This is a genomic window from Aeromonas media, assembly GCF_000819985.1.
Classification (GTDB): Bacteria; Pseudomonadota; Gammaproteobacteria; order Enterobacterales; family Aeromonadaceae; genus Aeromonas; species Aeromonas media.
Genome location: NZ_CDBZ01000198.1, coordinates 34,394 through 52,547 on the forward strand (window position 1 = coordinate 34,394; position 18,154 = coordinate 52,547).

17 protein-coding genes are annotated in these 18,154 nt (G+C 60.5%); 7 read left to right on the top strand and 10 right to left on the bottom strand.

From position 1 onward, the window contains the following. Window positions 1-16: 16 nt before the first annotated feature. The 3 genes from nagC to nagB are packed head-to-tail and all read right to left on the bottom strand — an operon-like array spanning window position 17 to window position 3,191. On the bottom strand, window positions 17-1,231 hold the full coding sequence (gene nagC / locus BN1127_RS17005; protein WP_042650224.1) for a DNA-binding transcriptional regulator NagC: 1,215 nt from the start codon (window positions 1,229-1,231) through the stop codon (window positions 17-19). A 4-nt stretch (window positions 1,232-1,235) separates the two neighbouring features. Next, complete coding sequence (nagA, locus tag BN1127_RS17010; protein ID WP_042650225.1) at window positions 1,236-2,381, bottom strand: N-acetylglucosamine-6-phosphate deacetylase; 1,146 nt, start codon at window positions 2,379-2,381, stop codon at window positions 1,236-1,238. Between the two features lie 9 nt (window positions 2,382-2,390). After that, the gene (gene nagB / locus BN1127_RS17015) at window positions 2,391-3,191 is read right to left on the bottom strand and encodes a glucosamine-6-phosphate deaminase (protein ID WP_005325685.1); all 801 of its coding nucleotides are present in this window, start codon (window positions 3,189-3,191) and stop codon (window positions 2,391-2,393) included. A gap of 271 nt (window positions 3,192-3,462) precedes the next feature. Here nagB and nagE point away from each other — a divergent pair, with 271 nt between their 5' ends. The 3 genes from nagE to glnS all read left to right on the top strand — a co-directional run bounded on the left by nagE (window position 3,463) and on the right by glnS (window position 9,704). After that, the gene (gene nagE / locus BN1127_RS17020; protein WP_042650226.1) at window positions 3,463-4,917 is read left to right on the top strand and encodes an N-acetylglucosamine-specific PTS transporter subunit IIBC; all 1,455 of its coding nucleotides are present in this window, start codon (window positions 3,463-3,465) and stop codon (window positions 4,915-4,917) included. Window positions 4,918-5,039: 122 nt separating this feature from the next. Next, entirely contained in the window at window positions 5,040-7,703 is a 2,664-nt protein-coding gene (locus BN1127_RS17025; RefSeq protein WP_042650227.1) for a beta-N-acetylhexosaminidase, read from the top strand. Window positions 7,704-8,042: 339 nt separating this feature from the next. Then, window positions 8,043-9,704, top strand: coding sequence for a glutamine--tRNA ligase (gene glnS, locus BN1127_RS17030; RefSeq protein ID WP_005325679.1), 1,662 nt, complete (start codon window positions 8,043-8,045; stop codon window positions 9,702-9,704). A 117-nt stretch (window positions 9,705-9,821) separates the two neighbouring features. On the opposite strand, the gene fur is transcribed toward glnS, so the two are convergent. Beyond that, entirely contained in the window at window positions 9,822-10,250 is a 429-nt protein-coding gene (gene fur, locus BN1127_RS17035; protein ID WP_005325677.1) for a ferric iron uptake transcriptional regulator, read from the bottom strand. Window positions 10,251-10,494: 244 nt separating this feature from the next. Between fur and BN1127_RS17040 the strand changes: the two genes are divergently transcribed. Beyond that, entirely contained in the window at window positions 10,495-10,995 is a 501-nt protein-coding gene (locus tag BN1127_RS17040; RefSeq protein ID WP_042650228.1) for a DUF4442 domain-containing protein, read from the top strand. Between the two features lie 46 nt (window positions 10,996-11,041). Here BN1127_RS17040 and fldA read toward each other — a convergent pair whose 3' ends face one another. The 4 genes from fldA to BN1127_RS17060 are packed head-to-tail and all read right to left on the bottom strand — an operon-like array spanning window position 11,042 to window position 12,963. Next, entirely contained in the window at window positions 11,042-11,566 is a 525-nt protein-coding gene (gene fldA / locus BN1127_RS17045; protein ID WP_005325673.1) for a flavodoxin FldA, read from the bottom strand. A 38-nt stretch (window positions 11,567-11,604) separates the two neighbouring features. Then, on the bottom strand, window positions 11,605-11,901 hold the full coding sequence (gene ybfE / locus BN1127_RS17050; protein WP_005325670.1) for a LexA regulated protein: 297 nt from the start codon (window positions 11,899-11,901) through the stop codon (window positions 11,605-11,607). A gap of 20 nt (window positions 11,902-11,921) precedes the next feature. Continuing rightward, entirely contained in the window at window positions 11,922-12,143 is a 222-nt protein-coding gene (locus BN1127_RS17055; RefSeq protein ID WP_005325663.1) for a DUF2788 domain-containing protein, read from the bottom strand. A 55-nt stretch (window positions 12,144-12,198) separates the two neighbouring features. Further along, a complete protein-coding gene (locus BN1127_RS17060) occupies window positions 12,199-12,963 on the bottom strand; it encodes an alpha/beta fold hydrolase (RefSeq protein ID WP_042650229.1) in 765 nt (254 codons plus the stop codon). Between the two features lie 289 nt (window positions 12,964-13,252). Here BN1127_RS17060 and seqA point away from each other — a divergent pair, with 289 nt between their 5' ends. Together seqA and pgm are read left to right on the top strand one after the other, a co-directional pair. Then, a complete protein-coding gene (gene seqA, locus BN1127_RS17065) occupies window positions 13,253-13,759 on the top strand; it encodes a replication initiation negative regulator SeqA (RefSeq protein ID WP_042650230.1) in 507 nt (168 codons plus the stop codon). Between the two features lie 52 nt (window positions 13,760-13,811). After that, window positions 13,812-15,461, top strand: coding sequence for a phosphoglucomutase (alpha-D-glucose-1,6-bisphosphate-dependent) (gene pgm, locus BN1127_RS17070; RefSeq protein WP_042650231.1), 1,650 nt, complete (start codon window positions 13,812-13,814; stop codon window positions 15,459-15,461). A gap of 84 nt (window positions 15,462-15,545) precedes the next feature. Here the strand turns inward: pgm and BN1127_RS17075 are convergent, their stop codons facing one another. Continuing rightward, window positions 15,546-16,427 (bottom strand): DMT family transporter, encoded by an 882-nt coding sequence (locus tag BN1127_RS17075; protein WP_042650232.1) that lies wholly within the window; start codon window positions 16,425-16,427, stop codon window positions 15,546-15,548. A 94-nt stretch (window positions 16,428-16,521) separates the two neighbouring features. Here BN1127_RS17075 and BN1127_RS17080 point away from each other — a divergent pair, with 94 nt between their 5' ends. Continuing rightward, the gene (locus BN1127_RS17080) at window positions 16,522-17,004 is read left to right on the top strand and encodes a MarR family winged helix-turn-helix transcriptional regulator (RefSeq protein WP_005325629.1); all 483 of its coding nucleotides are present in this window, start codon (window positions 16,522-16,524) and stop codon (window positions 17,002-17,004) included. A 43-nt stretch (window positions 17,005-17,047) separates the two neighbouring features. Here the strand turns inward: BN1127_RS17080 and mltB are convergent, their stop codons facing one another. Beyond that, window positions 17,048-18,133: a lytic murein transglycosylase B gene (gene mltB / locus BN1127_RS17085; RefSeq protein ID WP_042650233.1), complete on the bottom strand. Its 1,086-nt coding sequence runs from the start codon at window positions 18,131-18,133 to the stop codon at window positions 17,048-17,050. Window positions 18,134-18,154: the final 21 nt, after the last annotated feature.

Below are 18,154 nucleotides of genomic sequence, written 5' to 3' on the forward strand. Positions count from 1 at the left end.
GATGCAAGGAGCTGGGTTACTTCTGCTCCATGATGATCTGCAGCAGATCCCCTTCCAGCAGGGAGCGCTTCACCAGGGCGAAACCGCCGATGGTTGGCTGGTTCTGGAAGCGGGCCTTCACGATGGGCAGACCACGGTGAAAGCTCGGCAGGGACTGGTGCTCGACGCAGCGGCGGATGGCCGGGATCAGGATCTCCTCGGCAGCGGTGATTTCGCCGGCGATCAGCACCTTCTGGGGATTGAACAGGTTGACCGTGATGGCGATGGCCCGGCCCAGGTGTTCTCCCACGTTCTCGATCACGCTGCGGGCCAGCTCGTCACCGGCCATGGCCGCCTTGCACACCTCCTGGATGGTGATGTACTTCTCCTGCAGCGAACTCAGATGGCCGCGGCTGATGAGCTCCTTCACCTTGTCGACGATGGCCTCGTTGGAGGCGATGGTCTCGAGGCAGCCGAAGTTGCCGCAGTGGCAGCGCTTGCCAAGCGGCTCGACCTGGATGTGGCCGATCTCGCCGACGTTGCGGTTATGACCGAGGAACACCTGCCCCTTGGTGATGATGCCGGAGCCGGTGCCCTGGTGCACGCTGACCAGGATGGAGTCCATGCAGTCGCGAGATTCGCCGAAGAAGTGCTCCGCGAGCGCCAGGGAACGGGTGTCGTTGCCCACGTAGCAGGGGAGGTTGAAATGGTGCTCCAACAGCTTGGCTAGGCCCAGGTTGCGGATCTGGTAGGTGGGGGTATAGATGACCATGCCGGATTCCGGGTTGACCAGACCCGGCATGGTCAGCGCGATGCTGATGAGGTTGCGGCTACGCTCGGTATTGGCATCGATGAAGGCGCCAATTTCCCGCAGCAGCATGTCGACCACGGGTTGCTGCTCGATCTCGGTCACCTGGGTGATGTGCTGATCGAGCTCCTTGCCGTCGAGATCGTACAGGCTAAGTTGCAGGTAGCCGCGACCGAGCTTGGCGGAGACAAACTGAAAGCGATGCTTGATGGTGGTCAGGGAGATGGCGCGTCGTCCGCCGGTTGACGCCTGGGGCGAGGTCTCCCTGATGAGGCCATGCTCGATCAGTTGCCGGGTTATCTTGGTCACGCTGGCCGGTGCCAGCTGACTCAACTCGGCAATTTTGACCCGCGAGATGGGCCCCTGCAGGTCAATGAGTCGATACACGACGGCACTGTTCACCTGCTTGATAAGATCTACGTTTGCTATTTGTCCGCCAGTCATAGTGTCACTGTGTTGTGTAGTGTCCGTTAACCACGGTCCCGCAGACCGTGAAGGCCTGATCAAAGACGGTGAGGTTGGCAATTTTTCCGACCTGGATACTACCGAGACGTGAGTCCCATCCAATGGCGCGAGCGGGGTAAAGGGTGGCCATTCTCAGTGCTTCATCGAGCGGTAATCCGACCTGTTTGACCAGATTCTCCACCCCTTCAATCATGGTGAGGGCGGAGCCGCCGAGTGTACCATTCTCATCGACGCACTGACCATCGCGGAAATAGACGGTTGCGCCACAAAAATCAAACTGTTCAAAGCCTTCCGGTGCCCCGGCCGCAGCGGTGGCATCGGTGACCAGCACCAGTTTCTCGCCGAGGATCCTGTGTGCCAGGCGCACGTTGGCCCAGTGCACGTGGTGGCCGTCGACGATGACGCCCGCATAGACATCCTTGCGATCGTAGATGGCGCCCACCACGCCCGGCTCGCGACCGTTGAGGGTCGGGGTCATGGCGTTGTAGAGGTGGGTGGCAAAGCGCATGCCGTTGTCAAACCCGGCCATGGCCTGGTCATAGCTGGCGGCGGTGTGACCGGCGGAGACCAGGATGCCGGCCTCCACCAGGCGGCGGATGTGCTCCGGCTTGTTGCGCTCCGGCGCCAGGGTGATCTTGGCGATGGCGTCGCTGTTGGCGCAGAAGAAGTCGATCATCTCGTCGACGGGCTGGCGGATCTGCTCCGCCGGGTGTATGCCCTTGCGCTTGAGGTTGGTGTAGGGCCCTTCCAGATGGACGCCCAGTACCTCGTTCGGATGGGCGGCCATGTAGTCGCGGGTCACCGCTACGGCCAGCTTCATGTCTGCATCCGGACTGGTGATCAGGGTCGGCAGGAAGCTGGTGGTCCCGGACTTGAGATTGGCCGCCTGCATGGTGGCCAGCGTCTCGGTGGTGATGTGGCCGTTGAACATGACGCCGCCGCAGCCATTGAGCTGCACGTCGATGAAGCCGGCGCTGAGGTTGGCGCCCTTGAGATCAATGCGCTCGATGCCGGCGGGCAGCTCGGCCAGGTGGGAGATGGCGACAATCTTGTCGCCCTCGATCAGTACGCCGTGGCCGGTCAGCACGCAGCTGCCGGTATAGAGGGTGCAATTAGTCAGTGCGTACATGACGGCTCCTTACAGACGGTCGATGTTGGCGGCTTCCAGCTGCTGGAAGTAACGAACCGTCTTGACTTTCAGCTCCATGGTCGAGGGCTCGTCGCACACCATCATGCCCTTGGGATGCAGTTGCAGGGTGGAGATGGTCCACATGTGGTTGACGCAGCCTTCCACCGCGGCCTGCAGGGCCAGCGCCTTGGCGTGACCTGTCACCAGGATCATGATCTCCTCGGCATCCATCAGGGTGCCGACACCCACGGTCAGCGCCAGCTTGGGCACCTGCTCCATGTCGCCACCGAAGAAGCGGGAGTTGGCGATGCGGGTATCTTCGGTCAGGGTCTTGACCCGGGTGCGGGAGGCAAGGGAGGAGGCCGGCTCGTTGAAGGCGATGTGGCCGTCGTTGCCGACGCCGCCCATAAACAGGTTGATCTTGCCATAGGACTTGATCTTGTCCTCATAGCGCTTGCACTCGGCCACCAAATCCTCGGCATTGCCGTTGAGGATGTTGATGTTTTCCGGGCGAATGTCAACTTGATTGAAGAAGTTGTTGTGCATGAAGCTGTGGTAGCTCTCCGGGTGCTCCTTCGGCAGGCCCACGTATTCGTCCATGTTGAAGGTCACCACGTTCTGGAAGCTCACTTCACCGGCCTGGTGCAACTCGATCAGGCGCTTGTAGGTCGTCAACGGCGTGCCGCCGGTGGGCAGGCCCAGCACGAAGGGGCGATCGCTGGTCGGTTTGAACGCATTGATGCGGTCAACGATGTAACGGGCAGACCAGAGACCCACCTGGCTGGCAGACTTCAACGGGATCAGGCGCATTCTATATACCTCAGAACGGTTGCCGCACAGGATTGACGGCAAGGGACCAAACACGGATTCAAGTTGTTTTATAGCGTAAATAAAGATTGCGAACTAAGCCACATCTATCCGCTACCTTTATCTCTGTTGAGTGATAATGATCACGAAAGTTGGTTTATTAATTTGCGAAGCGAAATAAAACAAATAGACTGCCAATCAAGCCTTGATGGCTTATGCGTCGAACGTGATAAGCACTTAATTTCTAGAAAAACATCAACTAAGGAGAGGAACCGTGAACATTCTCGGTTATTTGCAAAAGATCGGCCGTGCCCTGATGGTGCCGGTAGCGGTATTGCCTGCCGCAGCGATCCTGATGGGGATTGGCTACTGGATTGACCCTAACGGTTGGGGTGGCGAAAGCGCGCTGGCGGCTTTCTTGATCAAGGCGGGTGCCGCCATCATCGACAAGATGGCCATCCTGTTTGCCGTGGGTGTCGCCTATGGCATGTCCAAAGATAAAGACGGTTCCGCCGCGCTGGCCGGTCTGGTCGGCTATCTGGTAGTGACCACCCTGCTGAGCCCGGGTGCGGTCTCGCAGATCCAGCAGATCCCGCTGGACCAGGTCCCTGCTGCCTTCGGTAAAATCGAGAACCAGTTCATCGGTATCTTGACCGGTGTCATCGCTGCCGAGCTGTACAACCGCTTCAGCGGTGTCGAGCTGCACAAGGCGCTGGCCTTCTTCTCCGGCCGTCGTCTGGTGCCGATTGTGACCTCCGTTGTCATGATCGTGGTCTCCTTCATCCTGATGGCTGTCTGGCCGATTATCTATGGTGGCCTGGTCTCCTTCGGTGAATCCATCGTCAGCATGGGCTCCACCGGTGCCGGCATCTACGCCTTCTTCAACCGTCTGCTGATCCCGGTCGGTCTGCACCACGCCCTGAACTCCGTGTTCTGGTTCGACGTGGCCGGCATCAACGACATCCCGAACTTCCTGGGTGGCCAATCCTCCATCGACGCCGGCAAGGCTGTCGTGGGCGTGACCGGCATGTACCAGGCTGGCTTCTTCCCCATCATGATGTTCGGTCTGCCGGGTGCGGCACTGGCCATCTACCACAGCGCGAAGAAAGAGAACAAAGAGAAAGTTGCCTCCATCATGATCGCGGCCGCCTTCGCCGCCTTCTTCACCGGGGTGACCGAGCCGCTCGAGTTCTCCTTCATGTTCGTGGCGCCGGTGCTCTATGTCATCCACGCCCTGCTGACCGGTCTGTCCGTGTTCATCGCCTCCAGCATGCACTGGATCTCAGGCTTCGGCTTCAGCGCCGGCTTTGTTGACATGTTCATTCAATCGCGCAACCCGCTGGCGACCCAGTGGTACATGCTGCTGGTACAGGGCCTGGTGTTCTTCGGTCTCTACTACGCCATCTTCCGTGCCGTGATCGTCAAGTTCAACCTGAAAACCCCGGGTCGTGAAGATGACGAAGCCGTGCAGGTACAGGCTCAGACCACTGACCGCACCGAGCTGGCTCGCCAGTATCTGGAAGTGCTGGGTGGTCAGGACAACCTGGTGACCATAGATGCCTGCATCACCCGTCTGCGTTTGACCCTGAAAGATCGCAGCATCGTCGACGAGCGCAAGCTCAAAGCCCTGGGCGCGGCCGGTGTGGTCAAGCTCGGTGAGCAGAACCTGCAGGTGATTCTGGGCCCCTTGGCCGAGATCATCGCCGGTGAGATGAAAGCCCTGCGTTAATCGAGCGCCTCGCTCACCTCAAGTCTAAGTCCATTGTTGACATAACTAAGGGCCCCGCTCAGGGGCCCCATATAAAAAAAGCCAAGAAAATCCAACCTTTACTTCAAATGAGAGCAGCAGTTATGAACTTGAAACATTCTCTGTTAGCCATTGCCATGTCTACCGTTTTCGTCAGCCAGGTACAGGCAGCCGATGCCGCCAAGCAAGCCGTGGTCGATTCCCTCGCCAGCAATCTGGTCGTCAAGTACGAAGTCGTCACCAATGACGGTGCCGGCGCCGGTCTCGATTGCCAGGCACTGGGCTCCGAGTGGGCGAGCTGCGGTGTCGCCAAGCTGCACCTGACCAATACCGGTGCCGACGTTACCTCCAAGGACTGGAGCATCTATGTCTCCTCCATCCGCCGCATCCAGCGGGTGGACAACGACCAGTTCACCATCACCCACCTGACCGGCGACCTCTATCGTTTGACGCCAACCGAGAAGTTCCAGGGCTTTGCCAAGGACGCCACGGTCGAAGTGCCCCTGGTGGTGGAGTACTGGGTATTGTTCGAATCTGACATCATGCCGAACTGGTACGTCGCCAGCGAAGGGGCCGAGCCGAAAGTGCTGGCCAGCATGAGCAACATCGACGATGCCACCACCTATGAGAAGCCGATGCCGGCCGACGGCTGGAAGCGCACCAAGGATGACAACAACATCCTGATGAACAGCGAGACCCGTTTTGCCGCCAACCAGACCAGCACCTTGCTGCCTGCCGGCAAGATTGACGACCAGATCCTGCCGACCCCGATGAAGCAGGTGGTCAAGGCCGGTCCCCAGGTCGACTTCTCTACCATCAAGCTCAATGCCCTGGACCTGCCAAGCGATCGCGCCGAGGCCATCAAGGCTCAACTGACCAAGCTGGGTGTTACCCTCTCCGACACCGGCTACCCGGTCACCATCAAGCTCGGCAGCAAGCTCAAGCAGGCCGAAGGCTACGACATGACCATAGGCGCCAAAGGCACTGTGGTGCAGGGTCATGACATCGACGGGGCCTTCTGGGGCGCCCAGTCCCTGATCTCCCTCTTGGGGGTTGACGACAAACTGGTGAGCCAGATGAGCGTCGAAGATGCTCCGCGCTTTGAATACCGCGGCATGCAGACCGACGTGGCCCGCCACTTCAGAAGCCCGGAGACCATGAAGAGGCTGGTTGACCAGATGTCTGCCATGAAGCTCAACGTGTTGCACCTTGGCCTGACCAACGATGAAGGCTGGCGCATCGAGATCCCGGGCCTGCCGGAGCTGACCGAGGTCGGCAGCCAGCGTTGCCACGACGAGTCCGAAACCAAGTGCCTGATGCCGCAGCTCGGCTCTGGTCCCACCAACGACAACCAGGGCTCCGGCTTCTACAGCAAGGCCGACTACATCGACCTGGTGCGTTACGCCAAGGCCCGCGGCGTGACCGTGATCCCCGAGATCAACATGCCGGCTCACGCCCGTGCCGCCGTGGTCTCCATGGAGGCGCGCTACAAGCGTCTGCTGGCTGAAGGTAAAGAGACCGAAGCGAACCAGTTCCGTCTGACTGACCCGGATGACACCTCCAACGTCACCTCGGTGCAGTTCTACGACAAGATGTCCTTCATCAACCCTTGCCAGCCGGGTGCTGCCACCTTCGTGGCCAAGGTGATGGATGAAGTGGCCCAGATGCACCAGGCCGCCGGCCAGCCGCTGACCGCCTGGCACTACGGTGGTGACGAGGCGAAGAACATCATGCAGGGCGGTGGTTACCAGGATCCGGCCGTCACCAAGAAAGAAGAACTGGTCGCCTGGAAGGGCAACGTCGACTCCAGCAAGCAGGACAAGCCGTTCGGCAAGTCCCCCCTGTGCCAGAAGATGATCGACGATGGCAAGATCAAGGACGTGGCCGAGCTGCCTGTCCACTTCGCCAAGGAAGTGAGCGAGATGGTCAAGGGCCATGGCTTCTCCACCCTGCAGGCGTGGGAAGATGGTCTGAAGTACGCCACGGATGCCAGCGTGTTCGCCACCGACAAGACCCGGGTCAACTTCTGGGAAACCCTCTACTGGGGTGGCTTCAACGAGGCGATGAAGTGGGCGCACAAGGGCTATGACGTGGTGCTCTCGAACCCGGACTACCTCTACTTCGACTTCCCGAACGAGGTACACCCGGCCGAGCGCGGCTACTACTGGGCGACCCGTTTCAACGACACCCGCAAGGTGTTCGCCTTCGCCCCGGAAAACCTGCCGCAGAACGCCGAGACCTCGGTTGACCGCGACGGCAACGCCTTCGTGGCCAAGGGGGACCAGGATCCGGTCAAGTTCAAGGGGATCTCTGGTCAGCAGTGGAGCGAGACAGTACGCACCGACGCCCAGTACGAGTACATGGTCTACCCGCGCATCTTCTCCGTGGCCGAGCGTGCCTGGCACAAGGGTGGCTTCGAGCTGGACTACGTGAAGGGTCGCGAGTTCTCCGGCACCACCAAGCACGTCAACAAGGCCACCCTGAACAAGGAGTGGAACCAGTTCGCCAACCTGCTGGGTCAGCGCGTGCTGCCCAAACTCGACCAGGCCGGTGTGGAATACCGCCTCTCGGTGCCGGGTGCCAAGGTGGTGAACGGCAAGCTGGAAGCGAACGTGGATCTGCCGGGTCTGCCCATTCAGTACAGCCTGGACGGCACCACCTGGACCGCCTATGACGCCGCGGCCAAGCCGAGCGTGAATGGCAAGGTCTGGCTGCGTACCACCAGCTTCGATGGCAAGCGCACCAGCCGCGTCACAGAGCTGAACTGATAGTCCTCAATCCATAACGCAAGGTGGGTCGCAAGACCCGCCTTTCCCAAGACCGATAGGTCATCGGCTTTGGGAAAGGTTGACTGTGCGTGTGAACCTTTGTTGTGTGTGTATTGTCTGTTTTTCATCACTTGTGACCCCGCCTCGTGCGGGGCTTTTTTTAGCCAGGGTTCAGAGGGGCTCCCGCTGTTTCCCGTTTTTAGCACGCCAATGGCCCGGATTGGCCAAATTCAGGTTGAGGCAGGGCGCGTAATGAGGGATCATATCCGGCTTGACGGCGGGGTGATGAGGGTGCCAACCGGCACAACTTCCGCCAGTGACGCATTTTTGAGGTGAGCCATGAGCGAGGCGAGCAGCCCAACCAACTTTATCCGTCAGATCATCGATGAAGATCTGGCCAGCGGTAAGCACAAGAGCGTGCATACCCGTTTTCCGCCGGAGCCGAACGGTTATCTCCATATCGGCCACGCTAAGTCCATCTGCCTGAACTTCGGCATCGCCCGTGACTATCAGGGCCAGTGCAACCTGCGCTTCGATGACACCAACCCTGCGAAGGAAGACATCGAGTTCGTGGAGTCCATCAAGCAGGACGTACAGTGGCTCGGCTTCCAGTGGAGCGGCGAGATCTGCTACTCCTCCGACTATTTCGACAAGCTGCACGGCTATGCCATCGAGCTCATCGAGAAGGGTCTGGCCTATGTGGACGAGCTTTCCCCCGAGCAGATGCGCGAATACCGCGGCACCCTGACCGCCCCTGGCAAGAACAGCCCGTTCCGCGATCGCAGCGTGGAAGAGAACCTGGCGCTGTTTGCCAAGATGAAGAGCGGTGAGATGGCCGAAGGCAGCGCCTGCCTGCGCGCCAAGATCGACATGGCATCTCCCTTCATGGTGATGCGCGATCCCGTCATCTATCGCATCAAGTTTGCTCACCACCACCAGACCGGTGACAAGTGGTGCATCTACCCGATGTATGACTTCACCCACTGCATCTCGGACGCCCTGGAGGGGATCACCCACTCCCTGTGCACCCTGGAGTTCCAGGACAACCGTCGCCTCTATGACTGGGTGCTGGACAACATCAGCATCGACTGTCACCCGCGTCAGTACGAGTTCTCTCGTCTGAACCTCGAATACACCGTCATGTCCAAGCGCAAGCTGAACCTGCTGGTGACCGAGGGGCACGTCAGCGGTTGGGACGATCCGCGCATGCTGACCGTCTCCGGACTGCGTCGCCGTGGTTACACTCCGGCCTCCATCCGCGAGTTCTGCCAGCGCATCGGCGTGACCAAACAGGACAACATCGTCGAGATGAGCATGCTGGAAGCCTGCATCCGTGACGATCTCAACGAGAACGCCCCCCGTGCCATGGCGGTGCTGCATCCGGTGAAAGTGGTCATCGAGAACCTGGCCGCCGACGAGGTGCTGACCGCACCGGCGCACCCGAGCAATGCCGAGATGGGTACCCGCGAGCTGAACTTCACCCGCGAGATCTTCATCGACGAGGCGGACTTCAAGGAAGAAGCGAACAAGCAGTTCAAGCGGCTGGTGCTGGGCAAGGAAGTGCGCCTGCGCAACGCCTACGTCATCAAGGCCGAGCGGGTCGAGAAGGATGCGGACGGCAAGGTCACCTGTATCTACTGCTCCTACGATCCCGAGACCCTGGGCAAGGATCCGGCCGATGGCCGCAAGGTGAAGGGCGTGATCCACTGGGTCAGCGCTACTCACTCCCTGCCGGCCGAGATCCGTCTCTACGACCGTCTGTTCAAGATGCCGAACCCCGGTGCCGAGGACGACTTCGAGGCGGCGCTCAACCCGGATTCCCTGGTGATCATCGCCGGTGCCCGGGTCGAGGCGTCCCTCAAGGACGCCAAGCCTGAGTTTGCCTACCAGTTCGAGCGTGAAGGGTATTTTTGCGCCGACAACAAGCTCTCAAGCCCGGAGCACCTGGTGTTCAACCGCACCGTGGCTCTGCGCGATGTCTGGGGCAAGGCCGAGGCCTGATGGCTGCCGTCTGACAGGCAGAGGGCAGGGGAGACCCTGCCACTCTGGTCCGGATTGTGGACACAAAAAAAGCCAGCGTGATGCTGGCTTTTTCATGGCTGCTCGCAGCCGACGGCGTTATTCGTCGTGTTTGCAGTCACCGTTCACGCAGTGACCATAGAGATAGAGGCTGTGGTTGGTCAGGCGGATATTGTGGTGTTTGGCGATGTCGCGCTGACGCTGCTCGATCACCTCGTCAGAGAACTCGATCACCTTGCCACAGTCGAGGCAGACCAGGTGGTCGTGATGCTCCTGGGTCGCCAGCTCGAACACCGACTTGCCCCCTTCGAAGTGGTGACGGGTGACGATACCGGCATCATCAAACTGGTTGAGAACGCGATAGACGGTAGCGAGACCAATCTCCTCACCCTGATCGATCAGCCGTTTGTACAGATCTTCCGCACTGGTGTGCTGGCAGTCCGGCTGTTGCAGGATTTCCAGGATCTTGACGCGGGGCAAGGTGATCTTGAGCCCGGCCTTTTTTAACGCTTGGTTGTTGTCTGCCATATTCTATTTATTCGCATTCTCGAAGGTGTGGTTATTCTGATTGACTGCCGCTGGAATGGCAACCACGAACTCGCTTGGCCTGTCATTATAGGTCGTAGCCAAGTCAAAAATAAACCCAGTAATTCAAGGGGTTTAGCACATTTCCCCCCTGTGGAAGATTAATCTGGCCAGCCCGGTTCAGGCTTGCTCGGCGAGGGAATGTTGATACTATGTCACTTCTCTATAGTCTGGTCGGATGAGATCCATGGATTGGCTTTTTGACAACGCGGCCTGGGTGCGCCATGCCCTCAACGCCTGGCCCCCGTTCTGGGGTGCGGGCATCAAGATAGAAACATTGAGCCCTGATTTTCGCTTCTGTCGGGTCACCCTCAAGTCCCGCTGGTGGAACAAGAATGCCAACCGGACCCAGTTCGGCGGCAGCATGTTCGCCATGACGGATCCCATCTATCCGCTGATGCTGATGGGCCATTTCAAGAACCGCTATTACGTCTGGGACAAGGCGGGCAGCATCAATTTCATCAAGCCTGGCAAGGGGATGCTGGTGGCGGAGTTCAATCTGACCGACGCCAAGCTGGCATCGATCGTGGCGGCGACCGAGGGGGGCAACAAGCATTTCCCCGAGTTCGAGGTGCAGGTACAGGACAAGCGGGGCGAACTGGTGGCCCAGGTCAGGCGCACCCTGTATGTGAAATCCAAGCCGGAGCACAGGACGCCGGGTCAGGCTGCATCGACCATGAAGGAGTAAAAACAACAAGGGCCCCAGCAGGGCCCTTGTTGTCAGAGGAGGGAGATCACTCCAGCTCGCTCAGACACATCTCTTCGTGCAACTGCTTGCACCAGCCCTTGACGCGCTCGGCAGTCAGCTCCGGCTGGCGATCCTCATCGATGCCCAGACCGACGAAGTGCTTGTCATCTACCAGTGCCTTGGAGGCCTCGAACTCGTAGCTCGCGGTTGGCCAGTGGCCGATGATGATGGCACCTTTGGCTTCGACGATGTCACGCAGGGTGCCCATGGCGTCGAGGAAATATTCGGAATAGTCTTCCTGATCGCCGCAGCCGAAGATGGCAACCAGCTTGTTGTTGAAGTCGATCTCTTCGAGCTCGGGGAAGAAGTCATCCCAATCGGCCTGGGCTTCGCCGTAGTACCAAGTCGGGATACCGAACATCAGCAGATCGAAGCTGTCGATGTCGGCCTTGCTGCTCTTGGCAATGTCACGGACTTCAATCAGTTGTTTGCCCAGTTCTTTCTGGATCATCTTGGCGACAGCTTCGGTATTACCGGTATCGCTGCCGAAAAACAGACCTACACTAGCCATAGTGTTTAGTTACCCGTATCTGGTTAATGCTTAACGGTTCAGATTGCGATGCCTGCTGCATGCGCAGACTCAATCTGTTGCTTCAGGATAGATTGGATCAGCTCGGCTCGGCTGACGTTCTGTTGTAGCGCAAGTTGGTTCAGGCGCTCCAGCAATTCGGCCTCCACCTTTAACTCGACCCGTTTCAGGCCGTTCTCCCGATCGCGCTTGAGCTGGTTGCGCTTGTTGATCTTGAGTTGGGTCTCACGGGGGAGTGGATTGGTCTTTGGCCTGCCGGGGCGCTTCTCAGTTGCGAACAGATCCAGTGTTGTTCGATCAGTTTGCTGTTTGGCCATACATCACAGATGAAAAGTAGTTAGCCGATCCCTGAGCCTTCCCAGCCCATTTCGATCAGCCCCTTGGCGACAAAACCCGCGCAACCCAGAAACAGAACCAGCCAGACGATGAGACGACCAAAACGGGGCACGTTGCCGCGTTTGAGAACGTCGTGAATGGCCAGACCAATCAGCAGGAAGATGGCCACGAAGAACAGCTTCAGGCCCAGACTCTCGATCAGATCGATGTGTTCACTCAGCATGGATTGCGCGCACTCCTTATGAAGGGCGCACTATATCACAAAGGATTTGAAACTGTTAACCGCCTGTCGACAGGAAATCCACAACCAGTTTGTTGAACAACGCCGGCTTTTCTGCGTGCAGCCAGTGACCGGTTCCGGCGATGATGCGGGCCTTCGCTGCCGGAAATTGTGCCATCACAGTCTCGGTGTATTGGGGCTGCATATAGTCGGAATCCCCCCCCTTGATGAACAGGGTCTGCCCCTCGAAGCGGGTCTGGCCGTCGGGCCAGCCCATGATGTTGGCGTAGTTTCGCTCAAGGGCCGGCACATTGAACCGCCAGCCCCAGCCCGCCTCGGTTTTGGCGAAGGACTTGAGCAGGAACTGGCGCACCCCGGGGATTTCGATATGTTCAGCCAGGATGGCTTCCGCCTCGCTGCGGCTTTGAGGAAGGCGCTCGAGCGTGGCGTTGAGTCCGGCGAACACATTCTGGTGGCGGGCATGGGGATAGGCCACCGGGGCGATGTCGGCCACCACCAGCCGGTCGATCCGGGCAGGGGCCTGCTTGGCGACCTGCATGGCTACCTTGCCCCCCATGGAGTGACCGACGAGGGCCACCTGCTCAAGCCCGAGCTGATCCAGCAGGGCGATCACATCCGCCCCCTGCTGTGGATAGCTCATCTCGCCGCTGTGAAAGGAGGCACCGTGGTTGCGCAGATCGACGCTGATGACCCTGTACTGCTCGCTGAGGGGGCGGGCCAGCAGGCCCAGGTTGTCCAGGCTGCCGAACAGGCCGTGGATCAGCACGACGACCGGGCCTTGTCCTTGATCCTTGAAATTCAATAATGAGTTTTGTTGCAAAATGACACCTTATCGGTCGTGGGCTGTTTCGCCATATTTTTAACACACTGAAAGAAAAGGATTTCATTCCTCAGGGGGGATTTTTTTGTGGTTTTTTTTCCAAAAAAACGACCCGGGATCGGCTATCAGTGCGGGGGATCACACACCTGGCCCCGTATTATGCCGTATTCTCAAGGAGATTCATGCACATCTGCCAGCCCCTCCCTTGGGCTGCCGGGTTTGCCTATGTATAATCGCCGCATCCGAATTTCGACGAGTCCAGCGCATCCCTATGAAAACCATCGAGCTTGATGACGATCTCTACTTCTTTATCGCGAGCCAGACCCGGCACATCGGCGAGAGTGCCTCCGATATCCTGCGCCGTCTGCTGGAACAACCCGTCAAGGCGGGGACGACAGTGCCGGCTGCGCCTGTGGTCCAGCCTCAGCCCCTGGCCGATGCCATGGGACTGGAAGCCCTGCTCGATTCCGACGAGCTGCAAAAAGAAGAGAAGTCCATCAACCGCTTCATGCTGGTGCTCAGCACCCTGTACCGGGACAACCCGGATAGCTTCACTCAGGCGACCGAGATCAAGGGGCGCAAGCGCGTCTATTTCTCCCGGGATCCCGAGGCACTGCGTGCCAGCGGCAGCACCACCAAGCCCAAGCAGGTGCCGGATACCCCGTTCTGGGTCATCACCAACACCAACACCAGCCGCAAGCAGAACATGGTGGCCCAGCTGATGGCCAGCATGGGTTATGACGAGGCTCTGACGGCTCGGGTGTGCGGCGCAGTTTAACGCATCACAGACTCAAGGCCTTGCCAGGCAAGGTCTCACCAAGGAAAACGCCATGGCACAGCATTCCCACGCCGGCAAGCCGGCCCGCATAAGCGATCTGACCAACATTCCCCGTCTGGTCAGCGCCTACTACCTCAACAAGCCGGACATGAGCCGCCCCGAGCAGCGGGTGGCCTTCGGCACCTCTGGCCACCGGGGCAGCGCCCTGCACAACGCCTTCACCGAATCCCATATCCTGGCGGTGACCCAGGCGCTGGTGGAGTATCGCCAGCAGGCCGGCATCACGGGCCCGCTGTTTGTAGGCATGGACACCCACGCCCTCTCTGAGTCGGCGTTCTCCAGCGCGGTGGAAGTGCTGGCGGCCAATGGCGTCGAGACTCGCATTCAGGCAGGCCTCGGCTTCACGCCGACCCCGGTCATCTCCCACGCCATCCTGCGCCACAACGCCGGCAAACCTGCGGCCCTGGCGGACGGTGTGGTGATCACCCCGTCCCACAACCCGCCGGAAGACGGTGGCTTCAAGTACAACCCCCCCCACGGCGGTCCTGCCGAAGGGGAGATCACTAAGTGGGTGGAAGACCGCGCCAACGCTATTCTGGAAGCCGGTCTGGCTGGCGTGAAGCGGATGCCGTTCGCCGAGGCCTTGGCGAGTGAATTCGTGGTCGAACACGACTATGTCACTCCCTATGTGGACGATCTCGAGAACGTGCTGGACCTGGCGGCCATCAAGCGTGCCGGCATCAAGATCGGGGTGGATCCGCTCGGCGGCTCTGGCGTGGCCTACTGGGATGTGATCGCCAAGCGCTACGATCTCGACATCGAGGTGGTCAACTATCGCGTCGATCCGACTTTCTCTTTCATGACCCTGGATAAAGACGGCAAGATCCGGATGGACTGCTCCAGCCCGTTCGCCATGGCGGGCCTGATTGCCCTGAAAGACAAGTTCGACATCGCCCTTGGCAACGATCCTGACTACGACCGTCACGGCATCGTCACCAAGGCGGGTCTGATGAACCCGAACCACTACCTGGCGGTGGCCATCCAGTACCTGTTCACCCACAGAACCGGTTGGTCTGCGAACGCCGCCGTCGGCAAGACGCTGGTCTCCTCGTCCATGATCGACCGGGTTGCCGGCGAGATCGGTCGCACCCTGAAAGAGGTGCCGGTCGGCTTCAAGTGGTTCGTGGATGGTCTTTTCAGCGGCGAGTTCGGCTTCGGCGGCGAGGAGAGCGCGGGCGCCTCCTTCCTGCGCAAGGACGGTACCGTCTGGACCACCGACAAGGATGGCTTCATCCTGGCCCTGCTGGCGGCCGAGATCCTGGCCGTCACCGGCAAGGATCCCCAGGCCCACTACGATGCCCTGGAAGCGAAGTTCGGCCGCTCCAGCTACCGCCGCATCGACGCTCCCGCCAACAGCGCCCAGAAGGCGGTGCTTTCCAAGCTGGATCCGGCGCTGGTGGAAGCCTCGACCCTGGCCGGTGAGCCCATCCTTGCCAAGCTGACCAAGGCCCCCGGCAACGACGCCGCCATCGGCGGCCTGAAGGTGGTGACCGAGAACGGCTGGTTCGCGGCGCGCCCCTCGGGCACCGAGTCCATCTACAAGATCTACATGGAGAGCTTCAAGGGCGAGGCGCACCTGGACCTCATTCAGCAGGAGGCCCAGCAGATCGTCTCTGCGGCCCTGGCCAAGGCCGGCGTCTGAGCCTGAAGCCAGTCACTGAAGCGCATAAAAAGGAGCCATATCGGCTCCTTTTTGCTGTGTGCCTGGCGGGGATCTGGTGCCCGATCAGCCATTTCCCGGCTGGTCTGGGCAAGCCTTGGCAACCTGCCCGCCCTTGAAGAGGGGACGGGTCGGCAGCTTCATCAGGAACAGGGAGAGCAGGATCACCGCGATGCCGAGCCACTGGCGGCCGTCCAGGGTCTCTCCCACCAGCAGCACGCCGAAGGAGACAGCCACCATGGGGTTGGTGAGGGCCAGCATGCCCATCACCTCGGGACCGTGGCGCTTGAGCCCCCACAACCAGGCCCAGTAGGCCAGCGCCGTGTTGAGCAGAATAAGCCAGATGAGCCCGGGGGCACTCGCCAGCTGTGGCAGCGGCATGGGGCCCGCCAGCCACCAGGCGAGCGGGATCAGCATCAGGCCCCCGAGCAGCAGTTGCCAGGCGGTCAGCGCCAGCAGATCGCTCACCGGCCAGCGCTGCATCCAGCGGCTGGACTGGCCGATGAGCAGGGTGGCCAGCAGGGCGCACGCCACGCCGACGGGATCCAGGTTGGCGGAGGGATTGAGCAGCAGGAGCACACCCGCGAGCCCCATCAGGCCCAGCAGCAGCCACTTCAGGCTGGGTCGCTTGCCATCCTGCCACCAGGCGAGTCCCATCAGGATCAGCGGCAGGGTGGCGCCCAGAGTGCCCGCCACCGCCCCCGGCAGGCGATAGGCCGCCACGAACAGCAGGGCAAAGAAGGCGGTGATGTTGCAAAACGCCAGCAGAAACTGCCGGTTCCAGGTGAGGGGTGGCCGGCGGGGATGGAGCAGCAACAGCAGTATACCGGCCGGCAGCGCCCGCCACACGGCCACCCAGTAGGGGGAGTAGTCGGTCAGGTAGAGGCTGACGACGGCATAGGTACTGCCCCAGAGCAGGGGGGCGAGCAGGGCAATCAGCAGTGGCATGGTTGTCTCGCAATAAAGTATCTTTAAGTAAAGATAAATTAGCCGCGAGTTAGTTTATTATCAAGTATCTTTTCGAAAAGATAATGGAGCCGGAATGGATAGTGATCATGTAGACCTGTTGCTGGCCCAGTGGGCGCGGCAGCGACCGGATCTCGACTGCTCCCCCATGGGGGTGCTGGGGCGGGTGGCGCGCATGGCGGCCATCGCCGGGCGCGAGGTGAGTGAAGAGCTCAAGGGGTGCGGCCTGCTGGGCTCGGACTTCGACATACTGGCAACCCTGCGCCGGGCCGGTGAGCCGCTGACCCCGACCGCCCTCTACCAGTCCGCCATGTTGAGCTCGGGGGCCATGACGGCCCGGCTCGACAAGCTGGAGCAGCGTGGCCTGATAAGACGTGAAGCTTCCCCCGATGACAGGCGAAGCCTCTTGGTCTGCCTGACGGAGCCGGGGCGGGAGCTGGTCGATCAGGCGGTGGAGCGCCACGTGGCGAACGAACGACGCCTGCTGGCCCCGCTGACGAACGAGGAGCAGGGGCAACTGGCTGCTCTGCTCAAGCGCTGGCTGCTGGAAAACGAATAGCAAAACGGGCCCGATGGGCCCGTTTTCGTAGGGTGGGGCTGGCTCAGTAGCCGCCTCTGGCATCCCTGACCGCCAGACCCAGCTGCCACACCGCCATGGCGTAGTGGGTGCTGTGGTTGTAGCGGGTGATGGCGTAGAAGTTCGGCAGGCCGTACCAGTACTGATAACCGGTGCCCACGTCCAGGCGCAGCAGGCTCGCCTCCTTGTGGTTGCCGAGCGACGCTGTGGGGGCCAGCCCTGCCCCGCGCAGGGTGGTGACCGGGTAGCGGGTCTGGAAGCCGTGCTCATAGCCGGGCAGCTGGCCTTGACCGCGTACCGCCACCGGTTGCCCCTTCTCCCAGCCATGGGCCTTGAAGTAGTTGGCCACGCTGCCGATGGCATCCACCGGATCCCACAGATTGGTGTGGCCATTGCCGTTGAAGTCCACCGCATAGCTCTGGAAGCTCGACGGCATGAACTGGCCATAGCCCATGGCGCCGGCGTAGGAACCCTTGGGTTCGGTGGGATCCATGCCCTCATCCCGGGTCATCACCAGGAAGGCCTCCAGCTCGCCGGTGAAGAAGGTTGCCCGGCGCGGATAGTCGAACGCCAGGGTCGCCAGGGCATCCAGGATGCGGGTCTTGCCCATCACCCGGCCCCAGCGGGTCTCCACTCCTATGATGCCAACGATGATCTCGGGGGGCACCCCGTAGATCTGCTGCGCCCGATTGAGCTCGCTCTCGTACTCACGCCAGAAGCTGACGCCGTTTTGCACATTGTCCGGGGTGATGAACTTGGCGCGGTAGCGATTCCAGGCACCGGTCGGCCCTGTGGGCGGCGTGGTGGTGGGCGCCTGGGCGTCCATCAGCCGGATGATCCAGTCGTAGCGTTCGGCCTGGGCCAGCACCCTATGCAGCTCGGCGCCGTTGAAGCCGTGCTTGTCGACCATGCGCTGCACGAACTGATCCACGTTGCTGCGGTTGGCGAAGTCTCCCTTGCTGACCCCCTGCTGGTAGAAAGGTTTGCTCGGCGGCGTCTGATTGATGAAGGCGCTCCGGGGCTGCGGCTTGACCACGGGCTTGGGGGCCGGTGTGCTGCTGCAGCCATACAGCAGAGGGAACAGGGAGAGGGTGAAAAGAAGGCGACGCATATGGTTCTCGTGAGCCTGAAA

Coding starts and splice junctions, on each gene's coding strand:
- ybfE (WP_005325670.1), bottom strand. CDS start 11,901: ATGGCCAAACAGCAAACTGATCGAACAACACTGGATCTGTTCGCAACT.
- BN1127_RS17040 (WP_042650228.1), top strand. CDS start 10,495: ATGGATTGGCTTTTTGACAACGCGGCCTGGGTGCGCCATGCCCTCAAC.
- BN1127_RS17080 (WP_005325629.1), top strand. CDS start 16,522: ATGGATAGTGATCATGTAGACCTGTTGCTGGCCCAGTGGGCGCGGCAG.
- BN1127_RS17055 (WP_005325663.1), bottom strand. CDS start 12,143: ATGCTGAGTGAACACATCGATCTGATCGAGAGTCTGGGCCTGAAGCTG.
- fur (WP_005325677.1), bottom strand. CDS start 10,250: ATGGCAGACAACAACCAAGCGTTAAAAAAGGCCGGGCTCAAGATCACC.
- fldA (WP_005325673.1), bottom strand. CDS start 11,566: ATGGCTAGTGTAGGTCTGTTTTTCGGCAGCGATACCGGTAATACCGAA.
- nagC (WP_042650224.1), bottom strand. CDS start 1,231: ATGACTGGCGGACAAATAGCAAACGTAGATCTTATCAAGCAGGTGAAC.
- nagB (WP_005325685.1), bottom strand. CDS start 3,191: ATGCGCCTGATCCCGTTGAAGTCTGCCAGCCAGGTGGGTCTCTGGTCT.
- glnS (WP_005325679.1), top strand. CDS start 8,043: ATGAGCGAGGCGAGCAGCCCAACCAACTTTATCCGTCAGATCATCGAT.
- pgm (WP_042650231.1), top strand. CDS start 13,812: ATGGCACAGCATTCCCACGCCGGCAAGCCGGCCCGCATAAGCGATCTG.
- BN1127_RS17025 (WP_042650227.1), top strand. CDS start 5,040: ATGAACTTGAAACATTCTCTGTTAGCCATTGCCATGTCTACCGTTTTC.
- nagA (WP_042650225.1), bottom strand. CDS start 2,381: ATGTACGCACTGACTAATTGCACCCTCTATACCGGCAGCTGCGTGCTG.
- mltB (WP_042650233.1), bottom strand. CDS start 18,133: ATGCGTCGCCTTCTTTTCACCCTCTCCCTGTTCCCTCTGCTGTATGGC.
- seqA (WP_042650230.1), top strand. CDS start 13,253: ATGAAAACCATCGAGCTTGATGACGATCTCTACTTCTTTATCGCGAGC.
- BN1127_RS17075 (WP_042650232.1), bottom strand. CDS start 16,427: ATGCCACTGCTGATTGCCCTGCTCGCCCCCCTGCTCTGGGGCAGTACC.